Source organism: Microlunatus aurantiacus, assembly GCF_039536605.1.
In the GTDB taxonomy this organism is placed as follows: domain Bacteria; phylum Actinomycetota; class Actinomycetes; order Propionibacteriales; family Propionibacteriaceae; genus Microlunatus; species Microlunatus aurantiacus.
The window spans coordinates 819,100-845,505 of sequence record NZ_BAAAYX010000002.1 but is presented as its reverse complement, the minus strand read 5'-3'; the positions used below and the strand labels follow the sequence as shown (position 1 = coordinate 845,505).

24 protein-coding genes are annotated in these 26,406 nt (G+C 69.8%); 12 read left to right on the top strand and 12 right to left on the bottom strand.

Annotated elements, in window-relative coordinates; genetic code table 11:
* The first annotated feature begins 44 nt into the window (after positions 1 to 44).
* Positions 45 to 1,070: a LacI family DNA-binding transcriptional regulator gene (locus ABD714_RS04060; RefSeq protein WP_344810984.1), complete on the top strand. Its 1,026-nt coding sequence runs from the start codon at positions 45 to 47 to the stop codon at positions 1,068 to 1,070.
* Between the two features lie 65 nt (positions 1,071 to 1,135).
* Here the strand turns inward: ABD714_RS04060 and ABD714_RS04055 are convergent, their stop codons facing one another.
* From ABD714_RS04055 to ABD714_RS04045, 3 genes are read right to left on the bottom strand one after another with little or no spacing between them, the layout of a single operon-like run.
* Complete coding sequence (locus ABD714_RS04055) at positions 1,136 to 2,047, bottom strand: carbohydrate ABC transporter permease (RefSeq protein ID WP_344810983.1); 912 nt, start codon at positions 2,045 to 2,047, stop codon at positions 1,136 to 1,138.
* Positions 2,040 to 2,996, bottom strand: a complete 957-nt coding sequence (locus ABD714_RS04050; protein ID WP_344810982.1) for a carbohydrate ABC transporter permease — start codon at positions 2,994 to 2,996, stop codon at positions 2,040 to 2,042. Before ABD714_RS04050 ends, ABD714_RS04055 begins: the two co-directional genes overlap by 8 nt.
* A 3-nt stretch (positions 2,997 to 2,999) precedes the next feature.
* Positions 3,000 to 4,289, bottom strand: a complete 1,290-nt coding sequence (locus ABD714_RS04045) for an ABC transporter substrate-binding protein (protein WP_344810981.1) — start codon at positions 4,287 to 4,289, stop codon at positions 3,000 to 3,002.
* Positions 4,290 to 4,594: 305 nt separating this feature from the next.
* Between ABD714_RS04045 and ABD714_RS04040 the strand changes: the two genes are divergently transcribed.
* Complete coding sequence (locus ABD714_RS04040) at positions 4,595 to 5,635, top strand: LacI family DNA-binding transcriptional regulator (RefSeq protein ID WP_344810980.1); 1,041 nt, start codon at positions 4,595 to 4,597, stop codon at positions 5,633 to 5,635.
* 48 nt (positions 5,636 to 5,683) lie between these two features.
* Here ABD714_RS04040 and ABD714_RS04035 read toward each other — a convergent pair whose 3' ends face one another.
* Entirely contained in the window at positions 5,684 to 6,304 is a 621-nt protein-coding gene (locus ABD714_RS04035) for an LON peptidase substrate-binding domain-containing protein (protein WP_344810979.1), read from the bottom strand.
* Between the two features lie 123 nt (positions 6,305 to 6,427).
* Here ABD714_RS04035 and ABD714_RS04030 point away from each other — a divergent pair, with 123 nt between their 5' ends.
* Positions 6,428 to 7,312, top strand: coding sequence for a DUF3097 domain-containing protein (locus tag ABD714_RS04030; RefSeq protein ID WP_344810978.1), 885 nt, complete (start codon positions 6,428 to 6,430; stop codon positions 7,310 to 7,312).
* Here ABD714_RS04030 and ABD714_RS04025 read toward each other — a convergent pair.
* Positions 7,309 to 7,839 (bottom strand): GNAT family N-acetyltransferase, encoded by a 531-nt coding sequence (locus ABD714_RS04025; protein ID WP_344810977.1) that lies wholly within the window; start codon positions 7,837 to 7,839, stop codon positions 7,309 to 7,311. The genes ABD714_RS04030 and ABD714_RS04025 overlap by 4 nt on opposite strands.
* A 51-nt stretch (positions 7,840 to 7,890) precedes the next feature.
* Positions 7,891 to 8,802, bottom strand: coding sequence for a phosphotransferase (locus ABD714_RS04020; protein ID WP_344810976.1), 912 nt, complete (start codon positions 8,800 to 8,802; stop codon positions 7,891 to 7,893).
* A 251-nt stretch (positions 8,803 to 9,053) separates the two neighbouring features.
* Between ABD714_RS04020 and ABD714_RS04015 the strand changes: the two genes are divergently transcribed.
* Together ABD714_RS04015 and ABD714_RS04010 are read left to right on the top strand one after the other, a co-directional pair.
* The gene (locus ABD714_RS04015) at positions 9,054 to 9,572 is read left to right on the top strand and encodes a DUF222 domain-containing protein (RefSeq protein WP_344810975.1); all 519 of its coding nucleotides are present in this window, start codon (positions 9,054 to 9,056) and stop codon (positions 9,570 to 9,572) included.
* Positions 9,554 to 10,483: an HNH endonuclease signature motif containing protein gene (locus ABD714_RS04010; RefSeq protein WP_344811275.1), complete on the top strand. Its 930-nt coding sequence runs from the start codon at positions 9,554 to 9,556 to the stop codon at positions 10,481 to 10,483. The genes ABD714_RS04015 and ABD714_RS04010 overlap by 19 nt, the downstream gene beginning before the upstream one ends.
* A 185-nt stretch (positions 10,484 to 10,668) precedes the next feature.
* Here ABD714_RS04010 and hemW read toward each other — a convergent pair whose 3' ends face one another.
* From hemW to ABD714_RS03995, 3 genes are read right to left on the bottom strand one after another with little or no spacing between them, the layout of a single operon-like run.
* Positions 10,669 to 11,910, bottom strand: coding sequence for a radical SAM family heme chaperone HemW (gene hemW / locus ABD714_RS04005; RefSeq protein WP_344810974.1), 1,242 nt, complete (start codon positions 11,908 to 11,910; stop codon positions 10,669 to 10,671).
* A 49-nt stretch (positions 11,911 to 11,959) separates the two neighbouring features.
* Entirely contained in the window at positions 11,960 to 12,820 is an 861-nt protein-coding gene (locus ABD714_RS04000) for an S-methyl-5'-thioadenosine phosphorylase (RefSeq protein ID WP_344810973.1), read from the bottom strand.
* Positions 12,821 to 12,830: 10 nt separating this feature from the next.
* Entirely contained in the window at positions 12,831 to 13,730 is a 900-nt protein-coding gene (locus ABD714_RS03995; RefSeq protein WP_344810972.1) for an NADP-dependent oxidoreductase, read from the bottom strand.
* Between the two features lie 49 nt (positions 13,731 to 13,779).
* Between ABD714_RS03995 and ABD714_RS03990 the strand changes: the two genes are divergently transcribed.
* The 4 genes from ABD714_RS03990 to ABD714_RS03975 all read left to right on the top strand — a co-directional run bounded on the left by ABD714_RS03990 (position 13,780) and on the right by ABD714_RS03975 (position 18,022).
* Positions 13,780 to 15,057, top strand: a complete 1,278-nt coding sequence (locus ABD714_RS03990) for an ABC transporter substrate-binding protein (protein WP_344810971.1) — start codon at positions 13,780 to 13,782, stop codon at positions 15,055 to 15,057.
* Between the two features lie 70 nt (positions 15,058 to 15,127).
* Positions 15,128 to 16,051 (top strand): carbohydrate ABC transporter permease, encoded by a 924-nt coding sequence (locus tag ABD714_RS03985; RefSeq protein WP_344810970.1) that lies wholly within the window; start codon positions 15,128 to 15,130, stop codon positions 16,049 to 16,051.
* Between the two features lie 49 nt (positions 16,052 to 16,100).
* Positions 16,101 to 16,931, top strand: coding sequence for a carbohydrate ABC transporter permease (locus ABD714_RS03980; protein WP_344810969.1), 831 nt, complete (start codon positions 16,101 to 16,103; stop codon positions 16,929 to 16,931).
* 26 nt (positions 16,932 to 16,957) lie between these two features.
* Positions 16,958 to 18,022, top strand: coding sequence for a class I SAM-dependent methyltransferase (locus ABD714_RS03975; protein ID WP_344810968.1), 1,065 nt, complete (start codon positions 16,958 to 16,960; stop codon positions 18,020 to 18,022).
* A 42-nt stretch (positions 18,023 to 18,064) separates the two neighbouring features.
* Here the strand turns inward: ABD714_RS03975 and lepA are convergent, their stop codons facing one another.
* Both lepA and ABD714_RS03965 read right to left on the bottom strand, forming a co-directional pair.
* Positions 18,065 to 19,945, bottom strand: a complete 1,881-nt coding sequence (gene lepA, locus ABD714_RS03970) for a translation elongation factor 4 (RefSeq protein ID WP_344810967.1) — start codon at positions 19,943 to 19,945, stop codon at positions 18,065 to 18,067.
* Between the two features lie 146 nt (positions 19,946 to 20,091).
* Positions 20,092 to 21,780 carry a purine-cytosine permease family protein gene (locus ABD714_RS03965; protein WP_344810966.1) on the bottom strand — a complete coding sequence of 563 codons (1,689 nt, stop codon included), beginning with the start codon at positions 21,778 to 21,780 and terminating at the stop codon, positions 20,092 to 20,094.
* Positions 21,781 to 22,020: 240 nt separating this feature from the next.
* Between ABD714_RS03965 and rpsT the strand changes: the two genes are divergently transcribed.
* Positions 22,021 to 22,284, top strand: coding sequence for a 30S ribosomal protein S20 (gene rpsT / locus ABD714_RS03960; protein WP_344810965.1), 264 nt, complete (start codon positions 22,021 to 22,023; stop codon positions 22,282 to 22,284).
* A 267-nt stretch (positions 22,285 to 22,551) separates the two neighbouring features.
* On the opposite strand, the gene holA is transcribed toward rpsT, so the two are convergent.
* The gene (holA, locus tag ABD714_RS03955; protein WP_344810964.1) at positions 22,552 to 23,541 is read right to left on the bottom strand and encodes a DNA polymerase III subunit delta; all 990 of its coding nucleotides are present in this window, start codon (positions 23,539 to 23,541) and stop codon (positions 22,552 to 22,554) included.
* A 149-nt stretch (positions 23,542 to 23,690) separates the two neighbouring features.
* Here holA and ABD714_RS03950 point away from each other — a divergent pair, with 149 nt between their 5' ends.
* Positions 23,691 to 24,797, top strand: coding sequence for an SPFH domain-containing protein (locus tag ABD714_RS03950; RefSeq protein WP_344810963.1), 1,107 nt, complete (start codon positions 23,691 to 23,693; stop codon positions 24,795 to 24,797).
* A complete protein-coding gene (locus ABD714_RS03945) occupies positions 24,797 to 26,254 on the top strand; it encodes a hypothetical protein (protein WP_344810962.1) in 1,458 nt (485 codons plus the stop codon). Before ABD714_RS03950 ends, ABD714_RS03945 begins: the two co-directional genes overlap by 1 nt.
* Positions 26,255 to 26,406: the final 152 nt, after the last annotated feature.

Sequence of the window (26,406 nt, the reverse complement as noted above, 5' to 3'; positions counted from 1 at the left end):
GATGGTCCCGTGAGCGACTGGACGATCCGGTGAGGGACGCGGGGATGGCGCGCCCGGCGACCATCGCCGACGTGGCCGCCCGTGCCGGGGTCTCGCCCGCCACGGTGTCGCGGGTGATGAACGGCACCAGGGCTGTCGACCAGGAGATGACCGAACGCGTCCGGGCCGCCGCGGCGGCGCTCGACTACTCCCCCAGCCCGCTGGCCCGCAGCCTGGTGCTCGGCCGGACCAACACCGTCGCCGTGGTCGTGCCCGACCTCGGCAACCCCACCTTCCACGGCGTGCTCCGTGGCCTCAGTCACGCCGCGGCCCGGAACGGCTACCACGTGCTGGTGGCCGACTCGGCCGAGTCGGTGACCGCCGAGCTGGCCCTGGCGCAGCAGACCCGCCGCCGCTGCGACGGGCTGGTGCTGGTCGCCCCACGGATGCCGGAGACCGACCTGGCCCAGCTGCTGCGGACCCTGCAGCCGATGGTGGTGGTCAACCGGGAGCCGGTCGGCGAGCACGCGTCCCCGGTGGTCACGGCCGACTACCGGCTGGGACTGACGGAGCTGCTGGAGCTGCTGTACGCCGATGGCCACCGGTCGCTCGCGTACCTGGCCGGCGCGCCGCAGAGCGCGTCCAACACCCGCCGGCTGGCGGCACTGGAGGAGTTCGGGGCCACGCACCCGGACCTGGCGGTGGAGATCCGTCCGTGCGGGGTGAACTTCGTCGACGGTCACGACGCGGCCGGGCCGTTGGTCAGGTCGGGCGTCACGGGCGTGCTCGCGTTCAACGACCTGGTGGCCATGGGTCTGGTCAGCGCGCTGGGCGAGGCCGGTGTCGCCGTCCCGGCCGCGATGTCGGTGGTGGGTTTCGACGACATCCCGTTCGCCCGGTACGTCACACCACCGCTGACCACCGCCGCCGTACCGGTGACCGAGCTCGGGGAGCTGGCCTGGCAGGGCATGTGGGACCTGCTGTCCGGGGGGCCGCCCCGACGGACGGTGGTGCTGAGTCCGCAGGTCGTCCGGCGGGGCAGCACCGGACCGGCTGCCCGCTCCCGCCCGGAGACGGCAGACGGCCCCTGACCTGCGGGCGTGGTGCAGGTCAGGGGCCGTCTGGTTCGGGGCCGACTCAGTGACGAGTCGGGGGCCTACTTCCCACCGGTCGTGGCGATGCCCTTGACCAGGAACTTCTGGCCGAACAGGAACACCAGGAACAGCGGGATCAAGGTGATGATCGACATGGCGAACATGGCTCCCCAGTTGCTGCCGCTGGTCGCGTCCAGGAAGGACTTCAAGGCGACCGGGACGGTGTAGGAGTTCGGGTCCGTCAAGTAGATCAGCGGGGTGAAGAAGTCGCTCCAGGTCCAGATGAAGGTGAAGATCGCCGTCGTGGCCAGCGCCGGACCCATCAGCGGGATGAGCACCCGGGAGAAGATCCGCCAGTGACCGCACCCGTCGATCCGGGCCGCTTCGTCCAGCTCCTTCGGGATGCCCCGGATGAACTGGACCATCAAGAAGATGAAGAAGGCGTCCGTGGCCAGGAACTTGGGCAGGATCAGCGGGATGAACGTGTTCACCCAGCCCAGGTTGTTGAACAGGATGTACTGCGGCACGAGGACCACGTGGATCGGCAGCATCACCGTGACCAGCATGATCGAGAACCACAGCGTCTTGAACCGGAACTGCAGGCGGGCGAACGCGTACGCCGCCAGCGAGCAGGCGAACAGGTTGCCGGCCACCGCGCCGATCACCACGATCGCGGAGTTCACGATGTAGTGACCGAACGGCTGGGCGAGAGCGAACCAGCCCTCGGTGTAGTTCTCGATCACCAGGTTGTTCAGCCACAGCCCCGGCGTCCGGAAGATCACCTCGGTGGGGCGGAACGACGACACCAGCAGCCACAGCAGCGGGTAGATCATCACCACGCTGGCAGCGATCAGCAGCGCGTGCTTGACCAGAGACCGGGCCCGGGTGGCTCCGCTGACGGTGTTGGGTGGCGGGTCGGACGGCGGGCCGGCCACAGCGGCCGGCGCGGCCAGGGACTCTTTCAGCTCAGTCATCGTAGAACACCCAATACTTCGAGAGGAAGAAGTTGACCGCGGTCAGCGCTCCGACGATGACCACCAGCAACCACGCCATCGCGGCGGCGTAGCCCATCTGGAACTGTCCGAAGCCACGCTGGTAGAGGTACAGCGTGTAGAACAGCGTCGAGTCCGCCGGACCACCGGTCCCCGCCGAGACCACGAAGGCCTGGGTGAAGGACTGGAACGCCCCGATCAGCTGCAGCACCAGGTTGAAGAAGATGATCGGTGACAGCAGCGGCAGGGTGATCTTGGTGAACTTCGTCCAGGTCGTGGCCCCGTCGACCGAGGCAGCTTCGTAGTACATGCCCGGGATCTGGCGCAGGCCGGCGAGGAAGATCACCATCGGTGAGCCGAAGGTCCACACGTGCAGCAGGATGATCGTCCACAGCGCGTAGCTGGGATCGGAGATCCAGCCGATCTGCGCGTCGAAGCCCAGCAACCGCAGGATCTGGTTGACCAGTCCGTCGGTGCCGAACATCTGACGCCAGAGCAGCGCGATGGCCACCGAGCTGCCGAGCATCGACGGCAGGTAGAACACCGAGCGGTAGATCGGCAGGCCCCGCATGCCCTTGTCCAGCAGCAACGCGATCCCCAACGCGAAGACCAGCTGCAGCGGCACCCCGACGAACACGTAGATGAAGGTGACCTTGAGCGAGTGGTGCAGCCGGTCGTCACCCAGCATCCGGACGTAGTTGTCGATGCCGATCCACTTCGGGGCCTGGATCAGGCTGTACTGGGTGAACGACAGGTAGAGGCTGGCGATCATCGGGCCGATGGTGATCAGGAACAGCCCGATGAACCACGGGATCAAGAACAGGTAGGCCGCCTTGTTGTCCCGGCTCGCCTCCTTGCGACGCTGTGCCTTCTCCTCCGGCGTCTTGGCCTTGTTGACCTTCAGGTGAGAGAGCTCAGATATGGCGCTCATTCATCAGCCCTGCATGTTCGACTTCATCTCGTCCATGAACTTCTGCGCCGCCTCGGCGGTGCTCTGACGACCGAACAGGACCTCGGTCGCGAAGCGCAGCATGACGTCGCCGATCTTGCCGCCGCCGGGCGGCGGTGCGATCGGGGTGTCGGCCAGCTCGGGCTGGATGTCGTTCAGGAACGTCTGGACCGTCTGCTGCACCTTGGAGAGCTTGGGCTTGATGGCGGCCTGCATCTCGCTGTTGGCCGGCATCCCCCGCTCGGCGAGCAGGAGGTTCGCTGCCTCGGGCGAGTTGACCAGCCAGCTGATGAAGGCGACGGCCGCCTCGGGGTTCTTGGTCCGGGCCGAGGCCGACCACAGCATCGACGCCTTGTACCAGGCCTTGCGCTCGGCCGAGTTGCCGGCGATGGTCGGGTAGCGCAGCATCGACAGGTCGGTGCCCGCGGCGGCGGTGATGGCCTCGAGCTGGTTGGAGTTGGACAGCGCGAGGGCCGCGGTGCCGACCACGATCGCGCTCTGGTCGAGGGACTTGGCCGCCTCCTCGGTGATCTGGGAGGGGGTGCCGATGGCGCCGGCCTTCTGGGCCTTGACCAGGTAGTCGAACCAGCCCTGCACGTCGGCGGTCTCGACGCCCATGCCCTCGGGGGTGAACAGCGCCTTGCCCTGCTGGCGGATCCAGGCCTGGAACAGGTTGTCGCTGACCAGTGACTGGAAGCCGAAGGTCAGCTTGGTCTTCTTGGCGACCTCGGCGGAGACGTCGACCAGGGAGTCCCAGGTCCAGCTCTTGTCGTCGGGCACCGCCACGCCCGCCTTCTCGAAGACCTTGGGGTTGGCCAGGACGACGAGGCAGTTGATGCCGGCGTTGATGCCGTTCAGGGTGCCGTCGATCTTGCCCGAGTCGACGGTGCCCTCGATGAACTTCGAGGTGTCCACGCCGGAGAGGTCGAGCAGGGCGCCACGGTTGCCGTACTCGGAGATGTAGGCCATGTCCATCTGGATGATGTCGGGAGCGGTGTTGCCGGCGACCTGGGTGGCCAGTCGGTCCCAGTAGCTGGCCCATTCACCGGGCTGGGGAGAGATCTTCACACCGGGGTTCGCCTTGGTGTAGGCGTCGATCGCCGTGGTGGTGTTCTTGTTGCGGACGTCGTTGCCCCACCAGGTGAAGTTCAGCTCGGCCGAGGACGCATCGCCCCCGCCCCCGCCGCTGTTGCTGGAGCCGGGCGCGCAGCCCACCAGCCCCATCGTGGTTGCTGCGGCGGCCAAGCCCCCGAGCAGGAACTGCCTGCGGTTCACGCCCATTGTCTCTCCCTCATCATTGCGGTGGAAAACGGTTTCTCGCGAAGATACGAGTACCGCAGCTCGGGTGTCAATCCACTTGCCAGCAATTGTCGAGCTGTTGCCCGACGGTGTTCTGGACTGCTACCCGTGGTCCTGGAGACCTCGTGACACGAGACTCTAGGCGAACGAAAGCGATTGCGCAAGCGTTTCCGTAAGTCGTTTCGGCCTTGGTTTCCCCGGTCCGGAATCGGTTTCTCGAACCGGCTTCGACCCGCCGCCGACAGCGGGTCTGTACCGTTGTAGGTGACGGAAGAGGTGCGATGGGCCGAGTCACGGTGAAGACGATCGCGGGGGCGGTCGGGGTGTCGCCGTCGACGGTGTCCAACGCCTACAACCGACCGGACCAGCTGTCGACCGAGCTGCGGGAGAAGATCCTGGCGGTGGCCGCCGAGCTCGGGTACGCGGGCCCCGACGCGGCGGCCCGGATGCTGCGCAGCGGGCGGGCCGAGGCGGTCGGCGTGCTCCTCACCGAGCGCCTCTCCTACGCGTTCTCCGACCCGTACGCCATCGGCTTCCTGACGGCGGTGACCGAGGTGCTGGAGCAGTCCCAGACGTCGTTGGTCCTGATGCCCATCGGCTACGAGGCCCAGCTCGAGACGGGGACCCCGGACGTGACGGCCGTCCGGCAGGCCAACATCGACGCCATGACGGTGCTCTGCATCGGCAACCTGCACCCGGCGACCCAGCTGGCCAAGGCGCGGGGCATCCGGATCGTGGGCACCGACATCGATCCCGATCCGGACTCGACCTGGGTGGCCATCGACGACGTCGAGGCGGGAGCGACGCTCGGACGGCACCTGGCCGGTCTCGGTCACCACCGGGTCGGCGTGATCGCCGACACGGGCTACCCCGCAGGGACGGTCACCACCGGGCTGTCGATCGACGACATCACCTGCACCGACTGCCTCGCCCGGATCCGGGGGCTGGCGAGCACGCTGGACGAACTGGTGATCGTGTCCGGGGGACACAACGCACCGGTCTCCGGGATGGCCGCCGGCGGCGCCCTGCTCGATCTGCCGGACCGGCCGACCGCGATCGTCGGACTGAGCGACGTGGTGGCCCTCGGCGTGCTGGAGGCGATGCGGGACCGTGGCCTGGAGGCGCCCCGTGACGTCTCGGTGTCCGGTTTCGACGACATCGACGCCGCGGCGCAGGCCGGGCTGACGACGGTGCGGCAGCCGATCCTGGAGAAGGGTCGCCGGGTCGGGGAGCTGCTGCTGGATCCCGAGCGGGAGCCACGGCAGGTGCTGCTGCCGATCGAGCTGGTCATCCGGGACAGCACCGGGGCGCCGGCGTCCTGAGCCGTCGAGCTCGGGTCCGGCACGCGGGCGCGGGCGGGCAGGTGGACCTCAGGCGTCGTCGGGCCACGGCGCGCTGAGGTCGGCGGAGATGCCGTCGCACAGCTCGGTCAGACCGACCAGCAGCTCCTCGGCCGACGTGGCGGCGAGCAACCCCACCTGGTCGAGCGGCCCGAGGGGGGCGACGCCCGCCAGCTGCCAGGCGGTGGCCACCGGATCCCCCTGGATGCCGATGTCGGCCGGCCAGGTCAGCTCGGAGAACTCGCTCGAGACGGCCAGACTGCGGCGGACGGCCCGCTCGGCGTTGGCCAGCGGCGCCCGCCACTGCTCGTCCCAGGTCAGCTCCGGCACCGGCGAGACCTCGGCGCGGGGGTGCGGGTCGTCGTCCAACCACTCGTCGATCCGGATCCGCTGCCGCCCCTCGGCCAGCAGCCCGATGAAGCCGTCCTGCGTGCCGAGCGAGGTGATCTCGGCGACCGTACCGAGCCCGAATCGCTTCTCTCCCCCGCCGACCTCCTGCCCGCGCTCGATCAGCACCACCCCGAACTCGGCGGCATCGGACTGCAGCAGCGTGCTGAGCATGACCAGGTAGCGCTGCTCGAACACCCGCAGCCGCAGCGGCATGTGCGGGAACAGCACCGTGCCCAACGGGAACATCGGCAAGATCGCCATGCGCCCATGCAACCCGATCGGCCGGCGGAGCTCCAGCCGGGGTGGCGTCGGATCGACGGACAAGTCCGGGGCCCGCGCGTGCCGTACCGGGATCGAGGACGTCGCCGCGCCTAGTCTGCGACGGTGCCTCCGACCAACAGCACCCCCCAGCCGCCGACCGACCGCTACGCAAGGGACGTGCTGAACAAGGGCTGGCAGCAGCAGGCCAAGAAGGTCGTGCCCGATATCGTGCTCGAGCGCGGGATGGTGCTGGAGGACGCGAGCAGCGGGTTCTGCGGGGCTGTGACCCGCTGGGAGAACGGTCTGGTGGTCCTCGAGGGCCGCGGCGACAAGCGACGCAGCTTCCCGATCGGCCACGGGCTGCTGTTGGAGGGCCGGCCCGTGCTGGTCAAGGTGCCACCCCGCGCCCCGGCGGCGGCCCAGCGCACCCCGGGCCGGACCGCCTCCGGGTCGGTGGCCGGGCCCACCGAGCGGGCCAAGGTGGCGCTGCCGAGCCGCATCTACGTCGAGGGCCGTCACGACGCCGAGCTGGTCGAGAAGATCTGGGGCGACGACCTGCGGCACGTCGGGGTGGTGGTCGAGTTCATGGACGGCATCGACGACCTCTCCGACGTCGTGGCCGAGTTCCGTCCCGAGCGGGGCCGCCGACTCGGTGTGCTGGCCGACCACCTGGTGCCGGGCAGCAAGGAGTCCCGGATCGCGGCCGGGGTGGCCAAGGGTCCGTACGGCTCGTACGTGCTGGTGGCCGGGCACCCCTTCGTGGACGTCTGGCAGGCGGTCAAACCCGCCAAGCTGGGGCTGCAGTCGTGGCCCCACGTGCCGCGTGGCACCGACATCAAGCACGGCACCTGCGCGGCCCTCGGCTGGCCGCACCGGGACCAGGCCGACATCGCCCGCGCCTGGCAGCGGATCCTGGCCACCGTGACCAGCTGGACCGACCTGGAGCGGGGTCTGCTGACCCCGGTCGAGCAGCTGATCGACTTCGTGACCCAGGACCACCTCTCCTAGCCGGTGAGCCGCGACGGACCAGCGGTCAGGTCCTTGCCCATCACCTGGTCTGTCGGCGACTGCTTGCCCAGCCGTTGCCAGCCCCGGTTGGTGTACAGCCGAACGGCCGGTGCCCTGGGGTCATCCGTGGTGCCGAGCAGGGCCCGGCGGTGTGGGAGATCGGACAGCAGGGTGTCGTGCAGCCGCCCGCCGACCCCCTGGCCGCGGACCTCGGCGAGCGCGGCCAGCTCGACGAGCTCGAAGTGCCCGCCGACCCAGTCCGCCACCGTCAGGCCCAGCCGGTCGAGGACCAGATCGGACCAGTACTGACCCCGCTGGCCGGTGTAGCCCCAGCCGAAGCCGACCAGCCGGTCGTCGTCGTGGGCCGTGGCCAGGCGGAAGTCGGCGCGGGCGCGGTGCCGATCCCACACGTCCGTCCGCCAGGCCTCGGCATCGTCCGGCGGACCGAAGACCTCGTTCCACACCTGGAGAACCGCTTCGCGGTGCCGGGCTGCCCCGTCGCCGTCGTGGAGATCGATCCTGATCACGGCGTCATTGTGGAGGATCCGTGACGCGCTGGGAAGTGATCCGGCACCGGCTCAGGCCAGCCAGCGTCGGGCCTCGTCCCACCACCCCAGGCCGAGCATCGACCGGCCGATGATCACCGGCAGGCAGGCCTGCTCTGCCCCGGTCAACGGACGACGAGCCGTGTAGCCGTCCAGGAACGCCGCCTGGGCTTCCGGCGACAGGGGTTTCCAGTCGTGGTACCAGGTGCCGAGCAGGCACACAGCACGGGCCAGGTCGGCCACGGCAGTGTCCAGGCGCGCCTCCTCGAAGTCGAGGAGGCCGGTGATCGTGACGCCGTGGGTCAGGATGTTCGCGCCCCGGTAGTCGGCGTGCACCGGCTGGCGGGGTAGCTCGGGGAGGTCACGCGCCCGCTGCTCGAGCCGGGACCTCAGCTCGGCCGGCGCTCCCGGGACCCCTGGCCCACCGCCGGCCACCGGCCGCGCGTGCTCGAGCCGCGCGGCGTCGGGCCAGTCAGCCACGTGCTCGTGCAGCGACGCCAGCATCTCGCCGGCTGCACGGACCTGCTCGAGATCACCGCCGTCGAGCAGCTCCCCGGACAGCACCGGCTGGATCCCGAGGGATCGACCGTCACGCAGCAGCTGGTGATCGCCGGCGACCGTCGGCAGCGGCGGCGCGACGGGTAGCCCCCTTCCGGACAGCCAACGGACGAGAGCAGCTCGAGCAGCCAACGAGTCGTGCGCCGCAGCGAGCCGACAGACCTTGATCAGCAGCCGTCCGGCGTCGCGTGCCGTCACCCAGAACATCACGTTGTGGGCACTGATCACCATCCGGTCGAGGCTCTCCAGCCCGAGCTCGTAGTCCTCGGCGAGCACCCGAACCGCCCAGTCCGCGGCCGCATCGGCCGACGGGAAGCCGAACCTGCGCCCCAGCTCCACGGCAGCATCCGTGCGCTCCCAGAGCATCTCCGGGCGGGCGGTGATCATGATGCGGGGGCGTCGTGCCGGAACAGGACGGACACCCCGTCACGACGGTGGAGGATGTCTCCCGCTCCGCAGATGTCCACCAGGCCATTGAAGCCCTGAGCACCCTCTCCGTAGCTGTGCGACGCACCGAACGTGAGCCGGATCTTGCTTGTGTGGTTGGGAAATCGGACCTTCCGGTCTTGTTCTCGAACACCTGTTCGACTATGATGAGGGGTATAACTCCGCGGTCCTCTGGCGATCCTGCAGCACCTGTGCTGCAGGCTGCGGTGGACTCGCTCGACGTGGCCGTCGAGCACCTGATCAAGCTGGTCGACGACGGCGCGTTGATCGACCTCGGAGCGTTCGGACTGGTCGACATCCTGCAGGCGCTGGAGCGGGTGCGCAACAAGCTCCCCGTCGTGGACCGGGCGATGATCCAGTACGGCACCGAGCAGGGGGTGCCGGCCGTGCTGTGTGAGCGCACGATGACCCGGGTCCTCACCAACGGCCTCAAGATCTCGGTAGGGGAGGCCTCCCGGCGGGTCCGCGCAGCAGAGCACCTCGCCGACCGCACCAGCATGACCGGCGAGCCGCTGGAACCGGTCCGGCCCCACCTGGCGGCCGCCCAACGGGATGGGCGGGTGAACCCAGAGCAGGTCGCGTTGATCGATTCCGCCCTGCGCAAGGTGAAGCACTGTGAGGCAGCAGCGCTGGAGTCCGGTGAGATGCTGTTGGTCGAGCAGGCGACGCAGCTGGCTACAAGGATCTCGACCTGGTCACCGCGAAGCTGATCGACGCCATCGATCCGGACGGGGTCCTGCCGGCCGACGAGGCCGAGCACAGACTGCGCCGGTTCTTTCATCTCCAGCACCGCAGGGACGGATCTTGGGCCGGGGACTTCCGTCTGACCCCGGACGTTGGTCACAAGCTGGCCGCCCTGCTCGGGCCGCTGACCAAGCCACACAGCACCAGGTTCGAGACCCCAGCCGAGAACCACTCCCCCGACGCCGCCTCCTCGAGCACCACGCACCTCGTGGCGGACGACAGGACTCGTGGACAGCGTCAGCACGACGCCCTGGCGGGGGTGCTCGACGCCGCCCTGCGGGGCAACGACCTGCCCGCTGCCGGAGGCACCCCAACGACGTTGATCATCACCATGCCGTGGGAGGACTTCCTCAGCGACCGCGGCATGGGTGCGTACGACGACGGCTCCCCCGTCTCCGCAAGGACCGCACGACGACTGGCCGACCAGGCCGACATCGCGGTGTGCTTGAAGAACAGTCGCGGCGCCGTCCTCGATCTCTACCGGACTCGGCGGATCGCCTCCCTCGCCCAGACCCTGGCGCTGATCGCCCGCGACGCCGGCTGCAGCTTCCCCGGCTGCGACATGGCGCCCCAGTGGTGCGAGCGGCATCATGTGAACGCCTGGTACGACGGCGGGGACACCAACATCGGCAACCTGACCCTGGTCTGCTCCTACCACCATCACCAGTTCGCCCAGCGCGGCTGGCAGTGCGTGATCAACACCGACGGCCTCCCGGTCTGGATCCCGCCCCCGTGGATCGACCGCCAGCGGCGGCCGATCCTGAACGCCCGGATCACCCTCAACAACTGGGATCCGCAGGACCCGCTCGACGCCCATCCACCTCTGTTCGGTGATGCACCGGATGCCCCCTCACCAGCCGATGGAACAACTGGCTGACCAGGGTCGCAGTCACGTCGGCACCCCTCGCCCGCGACGTAGACCGCCGCAGGAGCCTGCACGGCAGAAGCCGCGCCGACCGCCGACGGCGACACACAGCACGACCACCCGCGAGTGCCACGGATTCCACGAACCGCCAGGCGTACGGCGTCCGGGGCTCGCTCGTGCGGTCAGCGCCGCCTGGGTCAGTCGACGAGCTCGCGCACCACGGCGTCGGCCAGCAGCCGACCGTCGAGCGTCAGTCGCAGCCGGTCCTCAGCCACCGTGAGCAGTGACCGTGCCGCCAGGTCACTCACCCGAGCGCGACCGCGCCCCGACAGCCGGTCCAACGACATGCCCTCGGCGAGACGGATCTCCAGCAGCACCTGCTCCAGCCGACGGTCCTCCGCGGTGAGGATCTCGCGGGCGTACGCCGGGGAGTCACCCGTGGCCAACCGGGCGGCGTACGCGGCGGGGTGCTTGACGTTCCACCAGCGCGTGCCACCGACGTGGCTGTGGGCGCCGGGACCGATCCCCCACCAGTCGTCCCCGCGCCAGTAGCCCAGGTTGTGCCGGCATGCCGCCTCGGGCCGACGAGCCCAGTTGGAGACCTCGTACGCCGAGTAGCCCGCGCTCGACAGCAGCTCCTCGGCCAGCAGGTACTTGTCGGCAAGGTCGTCGTCGTCGGGCAGCGGCAGCTCTCCTCGGCGCACCCGGCCCGCCATCTTCGTGCCGTCCTCGACCACGAGGGCGTACGCGCTGACGTGGTCCGGGCGTGCGCTGAGTGCCGCCTCCAGACTGGTGCGCCAGTCGTCCAGGGACTCCCCCGGCGTGCCGTAGATCAGATCCAGGCTGATCTGCTCGAAGCCGGCGGCGCGAGCCTCGGCCACCGCGGTCAGCGAGCGGCCGGGTGAGTGCACCCGGTCCAGCGTGGCGAGCACGTGCGGGACGGCCGACTGCATGCCGAAGGAGACGCGGGTGAACCCGCCTTCGCGCAGGGCGGCCAGAGACGCCGGCGACACCGACTCGGGGTTGGCCTCGGTGGTGACCTCGGCACCGGCCGTGAGGCCGAACGTGTCCTCGATCCGACCCATCAACCGGACCAGGTCGCCCGCGGCCAGCAGCGTCGGTGTCCCACCGCCGACGAACACCGTCGACACGGGCGGCGCGGCACGGCCGAGCACCCGTTCCGCCAGGTCGATCTCGGTCAGCGCTGCGTCGAGGTAGGCGTCGCCGGTCTCACCGAGATCCAGCGCCGCCGCGCCGGCGGCGCCTCGTAGGAGCTCGGCCGGGGTGTAGGTGTTGAAGTCGCAGTACCCGCAGCGGGTCCGGCAGAACGGCACGTGCACGTACATCCCTAGCGGACGTTCGCCGACCGCCGCCCGGGACGCCGGCGGCAGCGCGCCGTCGGCGGGCACGGGAAGACCGTCGGGCAGAGCAGAGGGCACGATCAGCCAGCGTACCGACCGTCGACGACCTCCCCGTCGGTCCGGCGGCTCAGGGAAGCGGGAACGGCAGCGTCAGCCCGTCGAGCACCCGGCGACAGGAGCACGTGGCGTCGTCGTCGGTCTCAGGGCCGGGCAGCGCCGCCACGGCGTCGGTGAGCAGGTCCTTGAGCCGCCCGATGTTGGCCGCGAACATCTCCAGCACAGCGGCGTGGGTCACCGGTTCGCCGTCGGTCGGGTCACCCGGCACCCCGGCGTCACGGTCGGTGACCAGGGTGACGCAGGTGAAGCAGAGCGCGAGCTCGCGGGCGATCGCCGCTTCCGGCTGCCCGGTCATGCCGACCACCGACCAGCCCTGGGCGGCGTGCCAGACCGACTCCGCCCGGCTGGAGAACCGGGGTCCGTTGATCACCACCAGGGTGCCGCCGTCGACCACGTCGGCACGCGCGCCGACCACCGCCCGGCGACCGCGCGGGCAGTACGGGTCTCCGAACGAGACGTGCACCACCGGTCCGGTCGCGTCGTAGACCGTGTGCGCTCGCCCAGAGGTCCGGTCCACCACCTGGTCCGGGACCACCACGGTCCCCGGACCCAGCTCGGGTCGCAACGAGCCCACCGCCGACGGCGCCAGGACCTGGCGCACCCCGACCGCACGGAGTGCCCACAGGTTGGCCCGGTAGTTCACCCGGTGCGGGGGGAACTGGTGCTCGGTGCCGTGCCGCGGCAGGAAGGCCACCCGCCGTCCGGCCAGCGTGCCGAGCGCCAGGGCGGCACTCGGCGAACCGAACGGGGTGTCCACGGTGACGAGCTCGGGGTCGGTGAGGAAGCGGTAGAAACCGGACCCACCGATGATGCCGATCTCTGCGTCGGCTGTCACCGACCCGACCCCACGACCCGCCGTCGCCGTGCTCATGCCGCTCATCTCAGGGGAGGAGGACGATCTTGCCGCGGGTGTGCCCGGACAGGATCGCCTCGTAACCCTCGGCCGCACGGTCCAGCGGGAACGTCTGGGTCTTGATCACCAGCTGGCTGCTCTCCAGCAGCCGAGCGGCCTCGGTCAGGGCGCCGACCTTGTCCCCGTCGCCGCCGGTGGTGAGCCTGGCCCCTGCCTCCGTCGCGGAGAAGTTGGCGATCGACACGACCTTGGCCGGGTCGTCGACCAGCGCCGTCAGCTCGGCGATCGGGGTCTTGCCGACCGCGTCGAAGACGCCGTCGAACGGTCCGACCCCGGTGGCGGCGACCCGCTCCGCCCACCCCTCGCCGTAGACGACCGGGGTGGCCCGGATCTCGCGCAGGTAGTCCTGGTTGGAGGGGCCGGCGGTCGCGACCACGGTCGCACCGCGCGCGACGGCGATCTGGACGGCCGCCGCCCCGACGCCACCGGAGCCGCCGTCGATCAGGACCGTGGAGCCGGCACCGACACCCAGCAGGTCCAGGGTCCGGATCGCGGTCTCCGACGCCACTCCGGCGGCACCGGCGACGGCCCAGTCCAAAGACGCCGGCTTGGCGACCCAGGCGGTCAGCACCGCGTGCTCGGCCTGGGTCTGCGAGCCGAGCCCGAAGACGTCGTCACCGAGCTGCACGCCGTCGACGCCGTCGCCGAGCTCGTCCACGACGCCCGAGGCGTCGAAGCCGAAGCCGATCGGCTCGGCGAGGGGTGCCCCGCCGGCCAGCGCACCGCCGAGGACCTTGCCGTCGAACGGGTTGATGCTGGCCGCGGAGACCCTGATCCGGATCTCCCCCGGCCCGGCGTGCGGCTCGGGCACGTCCTCGACCCGCAGCTGCTCCGGTCCGCCGTACGCGTGGATCCTGATGGCTCGCATTCCCTACCCCTGTCCTTCGGATGTCTGACGTTCAAACTAGCCTGCCGTCATGGACATTCCTCGTCGGCGGTTCCTCGGCTTGGCCGGGCTGGCCGCAGCCTCGGTCGCAGGGCTCAGCGCCTGCGGCAGCAACACCGGTCGACCCGACCCCGAGGCCTCGGCCTCGGGCGGTGGGACCAAGCCCCAGCTGAGCCAGTGGTACCACGAGTACGGCGAGGACGGCGTCGAGGACGCGGTCAAGCGCTACGCGGCGGCGTACGAGGCGGCCACGGTCACGGTGAAGTGGAACCCGGGCGACTACGACAAGCTCGTCTCCTCCGCCCTGCTGACCGCGAACGTGCCCGACATCTTCGAGTACGGCAACGGCCCCACCCTGGACATGATCAAGGCGGGTCAGGTCGTCGACCTCACCGAGCTGATCGGCGACGCCAAGTCCCAGTTCTCCGCACCCGTGCTGGCCGCCATGACCTGGGAGGACAAGATCTACTCGATCCCCCAGACCACCGACATGCAGATGCTCTACTACCGCAAGTCCGTGCTGGAGAAGGCGGGCGTGCAGCCGCCCACGACCATGGTGGCGCTGACCGACGCTGCCAGCAAGGTCGCCACCGACGACATGGGTGGCTTCTTCGCCGGCAACGACGGCGGCATCGGCGTGCTCAACCAGATGCTGATCTGGGCCGCCGGTCAGGAGCAGATCAACACCGACCAGACCGGCATCGGGTTCGACAACGACGCCGGCTACGGCGCCCTCGCCGCGTTCGCCCAGCTGTACGGGTCGGGTGGGCTGCTGAAGAGCGCGTCGGCCGACTGGTTCGCCGCCGACCCGTTCGTCAACTCCGAGACCGCCATGCAGTGGGGCGGGCTGTGGATGCTGCCCGACATCACCGCCAAGCTGGGGGACGACTTCGGGGTGCTGCCCTTCCCCGCCATCGGGTCGGCCGGGCGGCAGGCCGTGCCGTTCGGGTCGTACGGAGCCGCCGTCACCGCCAAGGGGCGCGATCCCGAGGCGGCGAAGGCCTTCGTGAAGTGGCTGTGGATCGACCAGGAGGAGTTCCAGGTGGACTTCTCGAACTCCTACGGCACCCACATCCCCGCCAAGCCGTCGCTGGTGGCCAAGGCCGACAAGATCGCCTCCGGTCCGGGGGCCGAGGCAGCGGGCTTCGTCGACAAGCTCGGCTTCGCTCCCAACAAGCTGTGGACCCAGGCCATCTCGCAGGCCATGGTCGCCGCGGTGACCAACGTGGCCACCAAGAAGGCCGATCCCGAGACCGAGGTCGGCAAGGTGGCGGCGGTGGCGACGAAGGAGATCGCACGGATCAAGTGAGCGACGAAGGAGATCGCACGGATCACGTGCGCGACGTGGACGTGGAGGCGGGTCACGTGGGCGATCGCCGATGAGCACCAGCGTCGTGCCCACGCGTCCCGTCGGTCACCGGTCGTTCTGGTACGCGATCTTCGTCGGGCCGTTCGTGCTCGGGCTGCTGGTCTTCGTCTACATCCCGGTGCTGTGGAGCGTCTACCTGTCGTTCTTCGACGCCCGCAACACGGTCACGCCGACGGAGTTCGTCGGCCTGGCCAACTACGCCTACCTGCTGCAGGACCAGGCCTTCCTCACCAGCATGGGCACCTTCGTGGTGTTCGCGATCTTCATCGTCCCGCTGACGTTCGCCCTGTCGCTGGCCCTGGCGCTGCTGGTCAACAAGGTCCGGGTGGCCAAGGCGTTCTTCCGGTCCGCCTTCTTCCTGCCCACCGCCTGCTCGTACGTGATCGCGTCGATGATCTGGCGGCTGTCGATCTTCAACGGGGCCCGGTTCGGGCTGGTCAACAACGTCCTCCGGCTGTTCGGCATCCCCCCGGTCAACTGGCTGGGCGGCGAGCACTACCTCTACTGGGTGGTGCTGGTCAGCCTGCGGCTCTGGCTCCAGGTGGGCTTCTACATGATCTTGTTCATCGCCGGGCTGAACCGGATCCCGGAGGACACCTACGCCGCGGCCGCCGTCGACGGGGCGACGGGGTGGCGGGTGCTCCGCTGGATCACCCTCCCCCAGCTCCGCGGCACCTCGGTGGCCGTGCTGCTGCTGCTCCTGATCGGCGCCTTCCAGGCCTTCGACGAGTTCTACAACACCTTGATCTCGGTCGGCACCTACCCGCCGTTCGCCCGACCGCCGCTGGTCTACCTCTATCTGATCTCGCTGGGCCAGGGGTCTCAGGACCTGGGGCTGGGCAGCGCCGGCACGGTCATCCTGACCGCGGTGGTCGCCGTCATCGGGCTGATCCAGATCCGCCTCTTCGGCTTCACGCCCAAGGACGAACGATGACCGGGGTGCCGGCGAAGCAGAAGCGACGGGCGATGAGGGAGGACGGGCGATGAACCGCGAACGACGCGGGGTGAGCGCGGCCCGTTACGTCGTGCTGACGCTGCTGGCGCTGCTGTTCCTGCTGCCCTTCTACGTGCTGCTGCGCAACGCGTTCGCCACCTCTCCCGAGCTGGCCGCCGCACGCTGGGTGTGGGTGCCGGCCGACCCCTCCCTCGACAGCCTGCGGACGCTGTTCGCCAACGACAACGTGCAGCTCGCCCGCAGCCTGCTCAACTCCTTCGTGGTCGCGGTGGTGCAGACTGCGGCCACGGTGCTGATCTCGGCCATGGCGGCGTACGGGCTGGCGCGCATCCCGAGCCGCTGGAGCCGCCCGGTGCTGGTCTTGACCGTGCTCACGTTGATGGTGCCCGCGGCGGTCACCTTCGTGCCCAGCTTCGTGATGGTGTCGAGTCTCGGCTGGATCTCCAGCTACCGCGGTCTGATCATCCCGGTGCTCTTCTCAGCCTTCGCCACCTTCTTGTTCCGTCAGCACTTCGCGGCCTTCCCCAAGGAGCTCGAGGAGGCGGCCGCCCTGGACGGCGCCGGTCTGTGGCGGACGTTCTGGCGGGTGGTGATGCCGAACGCATACGGGATCGCCGCCGCCGTCGGGACGATCACCTTCATCGGTTCCTGGAACGCGTTCCTGTGGCCGCTGCTGATCGGCCAGGACCGGATGTACCGCACGGTCCAGGTCTCGCTCAGCCAGTTCCTCACCTCCCAACGGGTGGACATCCCGCAGCTGTTCATCGGTGCCGCGGTGGCGATCGTGCCGGTGCTCCTCGTCTTCGTCTTCCTGCAGCGCTACCTTGTCCAAGGTGTCGAGTCGTCCGGCATCGACTGACCGGCGGTGGAGGGACGGTGTCGATGATGACCAGCGCCGAGGCGTACGCCGAGCGGCTGTTCGGCGCCAGCCTGAGCACCTACGAGACGTTCAGCACCTACGTCGGACTCACCCTGGGTTGGTTCGCCGCGCTGGCCGACGACGGCCCGGCCACCAGCACCGAGCTCGCCGCCCGCACCGGCACCCAGGAACGCTACTGCCGGGAGTTCTGCGAGTTCCAGGCCAGCCTGGGTGTCCTCACCGTCGACGACGCCTCCGATCCACTCCGCCGGGTGTTCGCCCTGCCGGCGGGACCGGCCGAGGTGCTGCTGGACGTGCAGAGCCTCAACTACCTGGGTCCGCTGACCCGGATGGCCGTGGCCGCGGGTCGGCGGATCGACGACCTGCTGTCGGCGTACCGGGGCGGCGGCGGGGTCTCCTGGGAGGCGTTCGGCGACGACGCCCGGGAGTCCCAGGCCGAGTTGAACCGGCCGTGGTTCACCCGGGCGCTCGGTCCCGCCCTGGCGTCGGTGCCCGACCTGCACGCCGACCTGTCCCGCCCGGGGGCGCGGATCCTCGACCTGGGGTGCGGCGGTGGCTGGTCGACCCTCGCCCTGGCCACGGCCTATCCGGACGCCACCGTGATCGGGATCGACGTCGACGCACCGTCCCTGCAGCTGGCGCGGGCCGCGGCCGCGGCGGCCGGTCTGGGCGACCGCGTCGACTTCGTGCTGACCGGCGGCGAGGACGTGCCGGGACCGGAGCCGTACGACGCGGCGTTCGCCTTCGAGTGCCTGCACGACCTGCCGCGCCCGGTCGAGGTGCTGGCGGCGGTCCGGGCCGCGGTCCGCCCCGGCGGGCCGGTGGTGATCATGGACGAGGCGGTCGCCGACGAGTTCGCGGCGCCGGGCAGCGAGGTGGACCGCTGCATGTACGGGTTCAGCCTGTTCATCTGCCTGCCCGACGGGATGGCCTCGACGCCCTCGGCGGGCACCGGCACGGTGATGCGCCGGCCGGTGCTGACCGACTACGCGATGCGGGCCGGCTTCGCCGAGGTCTCCGTGCTGCCGATCGAGGACTTCAGCTTCTTCCGGTTCTACCGGCTGTCCTGACTCCTACGCGTCCTGACCAGCGACTGTCCGGACCGGCTCGTCCTACTTCTTGTCCGCCTTGGTGGGCTCGGTGGTGGAGAGCGCAGCCACAAAGGCCTCCTGCGGGACCTCGACCCGACCGACCATCTTCATCCGCTTCTTGCCCTCCTTCTGCTTCTCCAGGAGCTTGCGCTTGCGGGTGATGTCACCGCCGTAGCACTTGGCCAGCACGTCCTTGCGGATCGCGCGGATGGTCTCCCGGGCGATCACCCGCGCTCCGATGGCGGCTTGGATGGGCACCTCGAACTGCTGCCGCGGGATCAGCTCCTTGAGCTTGCCGGCCATCAGCAGCCCGTACGCGTACGCCTTGTCCTTGTGCACGACCGCGGAGAAGGCGTCGACCGGCTCCCCCTGCAGCAGGATGTCCACCTTCACCAGGTCGGCCACCTGCTCGCCGTCGGGCTCGTAGTCGAGGCTCGCGTACCCCTTGGTCCGGGACTTCAGGGCGTCGAAGAAGTCGAACACGATCTCGGCCAGCGGCAGCGTGTAGCGGATCTCCACCCGGTCCGCGGACAGGTACTCCATCCCGTGCTGCACCCCGCGTCGGGTCTGACACAGCTCCAGGATGGTGCCGATGTAGTCGGTCGGGGTGAGGATGGTCGCCTTGACCACCGGCTCGTGGACCTCGGCGATCTTGCCGTCGGTCGGGTACTCCGAAGGGTTGGTCACGGTGAGCTCGGCCCCGTTCTCCATCACGACCCGGTAGACCACGCTCGGGGCGGTGGAGATCAGGTCCAGGTTGAACTCGCGCTCCAGCCGCTCCCGGACGATCTCCATGTGCAGCAGGCCGAGGAAGCCGATCCGGAAGCCGAAGCCCAGCGCGCCCGACGTCTCCGGCTCGTAGACCAGGGCCGCGTCGTTGAGCTGCAGCTTGTCCAGCGCCTCGCGCAGCTCGGGGTAGTCGTCGGCGTCCATCGGGTAGAGCCCGGCGTAGACCATCGGGTTGGGATGCCGGTAGCCGCCCAGATCCTGGGTCGCCGGTCGCGCCAGCGAGGTGACGGTGTCGCCGACCCGGGACTGCCGGACGTCCTTGACCCCGGTGATCAGGTAGCCGACCTCGCCGACCCCCAACGAGGGGGACTTGACCGGCTCGGGTGAGATGACGCCGACCTCCAGCGCCTCGTGCGCCGACTTGGTGGACATCATCAGCACCCGCTCGCGGTGCGACAGCTCGCCGTCGACCACCCGGACGTAGGTGACCACGCCGCGGTAGGTGTCGTACACGGAGTCGAAGATGAGGGCGCGCGCCGGGGCGTCGGGATCGCCGACGGGGGCCGGGACCTCGTCGACGATGACGTCCAGCAGCTCGGCCACACCGTCGCCGGTCTTGGCCGACACCCTGAGCACGTCGCCCGGATCGCAGCCGATGATGCCCGCCAGCTCGGCCGCGTACTTGTCGGGCTGCGCGCTCGGCAGGTCGATCTTGTTGAGCACCGGGATGATGTGCAGGTCGGCGTCGATGGCCAGGTAGAGGTTGGCCAGCGTCTGCGCCTCGATCCCCTGCGCGGCGTCGACCAGCAGCACCGCCCCCTCGCAGGCGGCCAAGGAGCGCGACACCTCGTACGTGAAGTCGACGTGCCCGGGGGTGTCGATCATGTTGAGGACGTAGCCGGTCTCGTCCCCCTCGCCGGCGTTCCAGGGCATCCGCACAGCCTGGGACTTGATGGTGATGCCGCGCTCGCGCTCGATGTCCATCCGGTCCAGGTACTGCGCGCGCATCGAGCGGGCGTCCACCACGCCGGTCAGCTGGAGCATCCGGTCGGCCAGCGTCGACTTGCCGTGGTCGATGTGGGCGATGATGCAGAAGTTGCGGATGATCGCCGGGTCGGTCCGTCCGGGCTGAGGTGCGGCGGTACGGCCGCGGCCGGGCGTGGGCGAGGTCACGAGCAGGTCTCCAAGAGGCAGGCGGGGTCGAGCGGACCCGAGTGGGTCGGACGCCCATCATCCCACCCCGCCCGCACCGATCCGAACTCCTGTCGAGCCGGCCACGCCAGGGGCGGGAGCCCGACAGGAGTCCGGGATGGTGGTCGCTACTGCGCCGGGAGGACGTGGTCCTTGAGCTTGTCGGTGCTCAGGCAGAGCGAGCAGACGACGTCGTCGTGGGTGGCGCAGGCCACCATGTCGGGGCGCTCGAACTCCTGCCGGCAGACGTGGCACGTCAGCACGGCGTCGGAGGGGTTGCCGAACTCGTCGTACATCGGCAGGTCGATGCCGTCGTCGGTCCGGCGCAGGTAGTAGCGGCCCTTGGTGGCGAACGCCAGGACCGGCGGAAGCACCAGGGCGAGACCGATGGCCACCAGCGGTGAGTACGGCTGGATGGCCGACCCGAGCAGGCCGAAGAAGGCGGCGATGGACACCCCCGCCGAGATCAGCATCGAACCGAAGCCGACCGGGTTGATGGCGTACAGCATCCCGCGGCGGAACTCCGGCCGGATGGGCGAGAGCTTGAAGAGCAGCTTGTTGAAGGTGATGTCGGAGGCGACCACCACGATCCAGGCCATGCCGCAGTTGGCGTAGAAGCCGAGGATCGTGTTGAGGAAGTCGAACATGTTCGCTTCCATCAGGATCAGCGCGATCAACAGGTTGAAGGCCAGGAAGACGATCCGGCCGGGGTAGCGCTTGGTGACCCGGGTGAACGAGTTCGTCCAGGCCAGCGAGCCGGAGTACGCGTTGGTGACGTTGATCTTGACCTGGCTGATGACGACCAGGATGACCGCGAGGGCGAGCGCCACACCGACCGGCATGATGTCGCGGTAGATCTCCAGGAACTGGTGCACCGGCTGGTTCGCGATCGCGGCCCCGTCGGCCACGTTGGCGATGATGTAGACCGCCAGGAACAGACCGATGACCTGCTTGATGGCGCCGAAGACGACCCAGCCCGGACCCGCCATGATCATGGCCGTCCACCAGCGGCGGCTGTTCTCCGGCGTGCGGGGCGGCATGAACCGCAGGTAGTCGATCTGCTCGGCGATCTGGGCGATCAGCGAGAGGCAGACGCCGGCGGCGAGCATGATCGAGCCGAGGTTGGTTGCGCCGTTGCCGTTCTCACCCTGGTAGGTGAAGAAGGTGTCGACCGTCTCCGGGTGGCTGACCAGCAGGTAGACGAACGGGATCACCATCAGCACCAGCCACAGCGGCGTGGTCCACAGCTGGAGCTTGGAGAGCACCTTCATCCCGTAGATGACCAGCGGGAAGATGATGATCGTCGAGGCCGCGTAGCCGAGCCAGAGCGGGACCCCCAGACCCAGGTAGAGACCCTGGGCCATGATCGAGCCCTCGAGCGCGAAGAAGATGAACGTGAACGTCGCGAAGATGACGTTCGTGACCACCGAGCCGTAGTAGCCGAAGCCGCTCCCCCGGGTGATCAGGTCGAGGTCCAGGTTGTAGCGGGCGGCGTAGTAGGCCAGAGGGAAGGAGGTCAGGAAGACGACCACCGCGAAGATGGCGATGCCCCACAGGGCGTTCGTGGTGCCGTAGGCGATGCCGATGTTGGCGCCGATGGCGAAGTCGGCGAGGTAGGCGATGCCGCCCAGGGCCGAGATGGCCACCACGCCGGGGGTCCAGCGGCGGTAGTGCCGAGGCGCGAACCGGAGCGTGTAGTCCTCCAGCGTCTCCTTGGTGGCGTCCTTGCCGACCAGGACGTGGTGCTCGTGGGCGGCTTCGGGTCCATCGGTGATCACGCTCTTGATGAGCGCACCGTCCGCAGTGGCGTCGGTCATGGCAGACTCCTTCGGGTCGCGCGCAGGGGCTGGCGCAGCAGTCGCCGTCATCCTCGACAAGCCCGGTCTCCGTCCGGTGTCGGATTCGTTCCAGTCGCGTTTCAGTGTTCTCTCACCGATTTCTCAGTGTGCGGAGCGAGAGATTTGGGGCGGCGGGAGCCGACTGCTAATGTTGGCGGTCGCGCCCGCTCGCGGACGCACCCGACCAGCTCACACGAGAGATCTTCAGAGGCTTACCCCGTGGCGAATATCAAGTCCCAGATCAAGCGGATCAAGACCAACGAGAAGGCGCGTCAGCGCAACAAGGCGGTCAAGTCTGCCCTGCGTACGCACACTCGTCGGTTCCGCGAGGCCGCTGCGGCCGGCGAGGCCGAGAAGGCTGTCGAGTACGCCAAGGCCGCGAACCGCGCGCTGGACAAGGCCGCTTCCAAGGGCGTCATCCACAAGAACCAGGCGGCGAACCGCAAGTCGGCCATCGCCGCCCAGGCTGCCGCGCTGGGCTGACCCGCCCGCTGCAGCCTCGACTGCCGCGGTGCGACCCGCCGCTCGAGTCCGTATCGACGTCCCGATCACCACTGGTGATCGGGACGTTGTGCGTTGGGAGTAGTCGGGCGCCCTGGTAAATCGGTCGAGCAGGGGTTACATCGGTCGAGCAGAGGGCCACCCCGGATACCGCCGCGAAGCCACCCACGGCCGTCCGACGCGTGCTCAGCAGCCGACCAGTGAGCGAGAGCCCGCAGGATCAGCGGAGCGAGGCGACGGCCGGTGTCCTCAGCTGCGCCGGTTGCCGGCGACGGAGAGGACGAGCTGCTCGAGCGCGAACTCGGCGTCGTCGGCGGCGCCCTTGACCTGGGCGTCGGCAACCGCGACGGCCTGCAGTGCGTTGGCCAGACCGCGCTGGTCCCAGCCTCGGGCCTGGGCCCGCATCGACTTGAGCTTCCAGGGTGGGACCCCCACCTCGCGGGCGAGGTCGCTTTCGCGGAGCCCGGCGGGCGCCCCGATCAGGCGGCCGAGCCCGCGCACGCCGGACGCGAACGCGCTGGTGACCAGGACCGGCGCCACCCCCGTCGACAGAGCCCAGCGCAGCTGCTCCATCGCCATCCCGGTGCGACCGGAGAGCGTGGCGTCGGCGACGGCGAAGCTGGTCACCTCGGCCCGGCCGCCGAAGTAGCGCCGCACCTGGGTCGCGGTGATCGCCTGGGTCTCGCTGTCCGCGAGGAGCTGGGAGACGGCGGCCGCCAAGGCCCTCAGGTCGTGCCCGACCGCCTCGACCAGCAGCGTCGGGGCCTCACTGTCGGCGGACCCGCCCAGCCGCCGGGCTTCCCGGGAGACGAACTGAGGCAGCTCCCAGGCCTTGACCGTCGGGCACTCGACCACCTCGGCCTTCGCCGCCTTGACGGCGTCCACCAGCTTCTTGTTGCGAGCGGCACCGTTGTGCACCAGCACGAGGGCGAGATCGGCGTCGACCCCTCGGGCCAGGTCGCCGACCTGACCCACCAGGTCGCTCGACAAGTCGGCGAGGTCGTCCAGCACCACGGCTCGTCGGGTGGAGAACAGCGACGGGCTGGTCAGCTCGACGAGTCGACCCGGATCGAGCTGGGCCGCGGACACCTGGTCGACCTCGACGGTCGGCTCGGCCGCTCGGGCGCGGTCGAGAACCTGAGCGATCGCCCGCTCCGCGAGCAGCCGCTCCGGCCCGGTCACCAGGGTCGCGACACCGTACGTCGACGTCGACGCGTGCGTTCGCTTCGAGCTGGCCACGGGCTCAGCATGCCAGTCGGTCACGACACTGCGGCGTTCGCTCGCGCCTCCGCGCAAACGACTGACCCAGTTGCTATACATGGCCCAGGTTTCGACTCCGAAAGGGCCGCCGTGTCCGCCGTGACTTCCCCCATGGACAGGCACCCCGCATGACGACCGACGCTTCCGTGGACCAGCCGTTCACCGGCCAGACCCGCGAGCTGAACCGTCTCGTACGGGTGCAACCAGGCACAGTCCTGGTCATCTTCCCTCCTGGCGAGCGCCCGAAGGTGCGCCACCCCGGTGAGACCGTGCTGCCGACCTGGAACCCGTTCCAGTACGCCTCGCTCGCGCTTCCGGTGACCACCGGACTGGTGCCGTTGACCATGGTGGTCAGCGACCTGACCACGTTGGACAACCAGTCGATCGCGCAGGTGACGCTCAAGGTCACGGTCCAGCTGCTCGACACCGGCGACTTCGCCGCCGTCGCCGACCTGGCCGCGGAGTTCGGAGACACCTTCGGCGCGTACCTGATGCAGGAGCTGCAGGCCAAGATCGAGAGCACCGTCCGGGGCGCGTTCCGGATGAACCGGGTGGCCGATCTCCGCCGGCACACGGTGGCCGCCGTGCTGGAGGAGCGCTGGGTCCCCACCTCGTTCGCCAACGGCACGCTGGTGCGTCGGGGGCTGACCGTGGTCGACGTGGCCTGGCCGGAGCCGACCGCTGTCGCACCGATCGAGCCGTCGGGGGCGACCTCGAGCCACCGCTCCTCGAGTGACCGGCCTGCTCAGCCGCGACCGACCACTGACCACCGCTCCCCGTCCGCGACCCAGCTCGAGCTGTCGCTGGACGCTCGGTTACGCCGGGTGTGGTGGTCGGGGTCGATGGTGCCGGTGCTCGGCATCGCCGGCGCGATGGTGGGCGCTGAGGCCACCGTCGTCGCGGTCTGCAGCGGACCGCCCGGGGACTACGACCTGCCCCGCCTCCAGGGAGCCTTCTCCGAGCTCTACGGTCAGCGCACCACCTGCCTCGTGGTCAGCGACGCCGAGGACTACGAGACCCTCGTGAGCAGCTGGCTGGAGCAGGTCGACGAGGACAACGTCAACCTGCGCTCGGTCGAGTCGCTGCGGGACGGCGACCTGCTGCGGATCAGGCTGGATCGCCCCCTGGCCAGTCCCGAGCAGGCCCATCCCGGCCGGCCGAGTCTGAACGGCTCGGAGGTCGAGGCCCTGAGACGGCTGCTCCCCCACCGCCACATCGAGTTCACCACCGACTGATGAGCAGCACCCTCAGCTTCGATGCCCAGGACCTGCCCGACGTCGAGTACGCCGGGCCGCCGCCCCAGGGCAGCCGCAAGCAGCGTGATCCACGCACCGCGCTGCAGTGGGCCCAGCTGCCGATGATCATCGCGGTGGCCGTGAACGCCGTCTTCCTGGTCGCCCACTGGGTGCCGGAGTTCGGCCGCTTCCCCGGCCACGCCTGGTTGTTCGACCAGCTCGGTCCCCTGGCGTCCACCGCCCTGACCAGCCAGGGCCAACCGGTCGCCGACGTCCAGGTCGGTCGTGGGTCGCTGATCCCGACCTTCCTGCTGCTGGCCTCGCTGCCGTTGCCCGCGCTCTTTCGCGCCCGCCAGTGGCAGCTGCGGCTGGTGGTCCCGGCGCTGCTCGGCTACCTCGGGGCCATGGGCACCGTGGTCACGTTGCTCGGTCTGCTGGCTCGCGGGCAGTTCCTCGGGTCGTTCGTCGGCCTGGCGCTGATGGCTGCCTGGGTGGCGGCCGTCGGCGTGACCGTCTACCGACTCATCTGGGCGCCGACCGACGCCCTTCCTCGACGCTCCACCCGGGTGCTCTGGCTGGTCGTGCTGGTGGCCCTGCTGCACCCGCTGGCGATCGCGCTGGGGCGTGCGCTCTTCGCCCCCGAGCTCCGCGACGCCGCGGCCGAGCTGCTGGCCAGCGGACAGGACTCGCTGCAGTACGCCGCGCTCATCACCCCGGCCAACATCGCCGTCTACCTCAGTGGTGTGGCTGTGGTGCTCGTCGGCTGGGCCTGGTACATGCTCGTCCCGCCGTGGCAGCCGGTCCGTACGCCCTGGGTCCGACCGGCGACCGGCGACCGGCGACCGGGTGCGCTCGGCCCCCGCCTGCTCATCCTCGGGATCAGCGTCGCGGTCCTGGCCGTGACCGGAGCCGTCGCGTCGTCCGCCGGACAGGCCCGTGCGCAGCAGATCGCGCTCGGGAGCCCCGCCGGCGATCTCGCCCTGACCTGTGCGTCCTGGACGCAGCAACCGGAGAAGCTGGCCGCGCGGACCGTCGCGCTGTCCGGCTCCGGTTGCAACACGGTGACCGCGTTCAACGGCTACGCCCAGACGGCCCAGCACCAGCTGGCGGAGCAGATCTCGCCGGTGCGCGCCGAGACGCCCGACGGTGTCTCGATCAAGGGTCGTGTCGTGGCCGCCCAGTACGGACCCGTGGTGGTCGTGGCCAGCCACGACGGCGCCGGTTTCGGCAGCGCCCCCGATCAGCTGCAGGGCATCCGGGTGGCCGACGGCGAGCGGGTCTGGACGTTCCGGTGCGACGACGACGGCGACCTGAAGCTCAGGTTCGCCGGAGCCGATGCCGGCGACGACCCGACCGCCGGACGGGTGACCGAGTTCGTCGAGCAGCCGTCGGTGGTCACCCAGTGCAGCAACACCACCGTGAGCCTGAACCCGCAGACGGGCAAGAAGCTCGGCTGACCGCTGCGTCCGCCGGCGGGGGCGGCGCCTGACCGCTGAACCGGGCGGCGACGCCTGACCGCTGAACCGGGCGGCGACGCCTGACCGCTGAACCGGGCGGCGGCGCCCGACCGCTGGCGGCGGCCGACGGCTGATCCCGCCGCGGAGTCGGG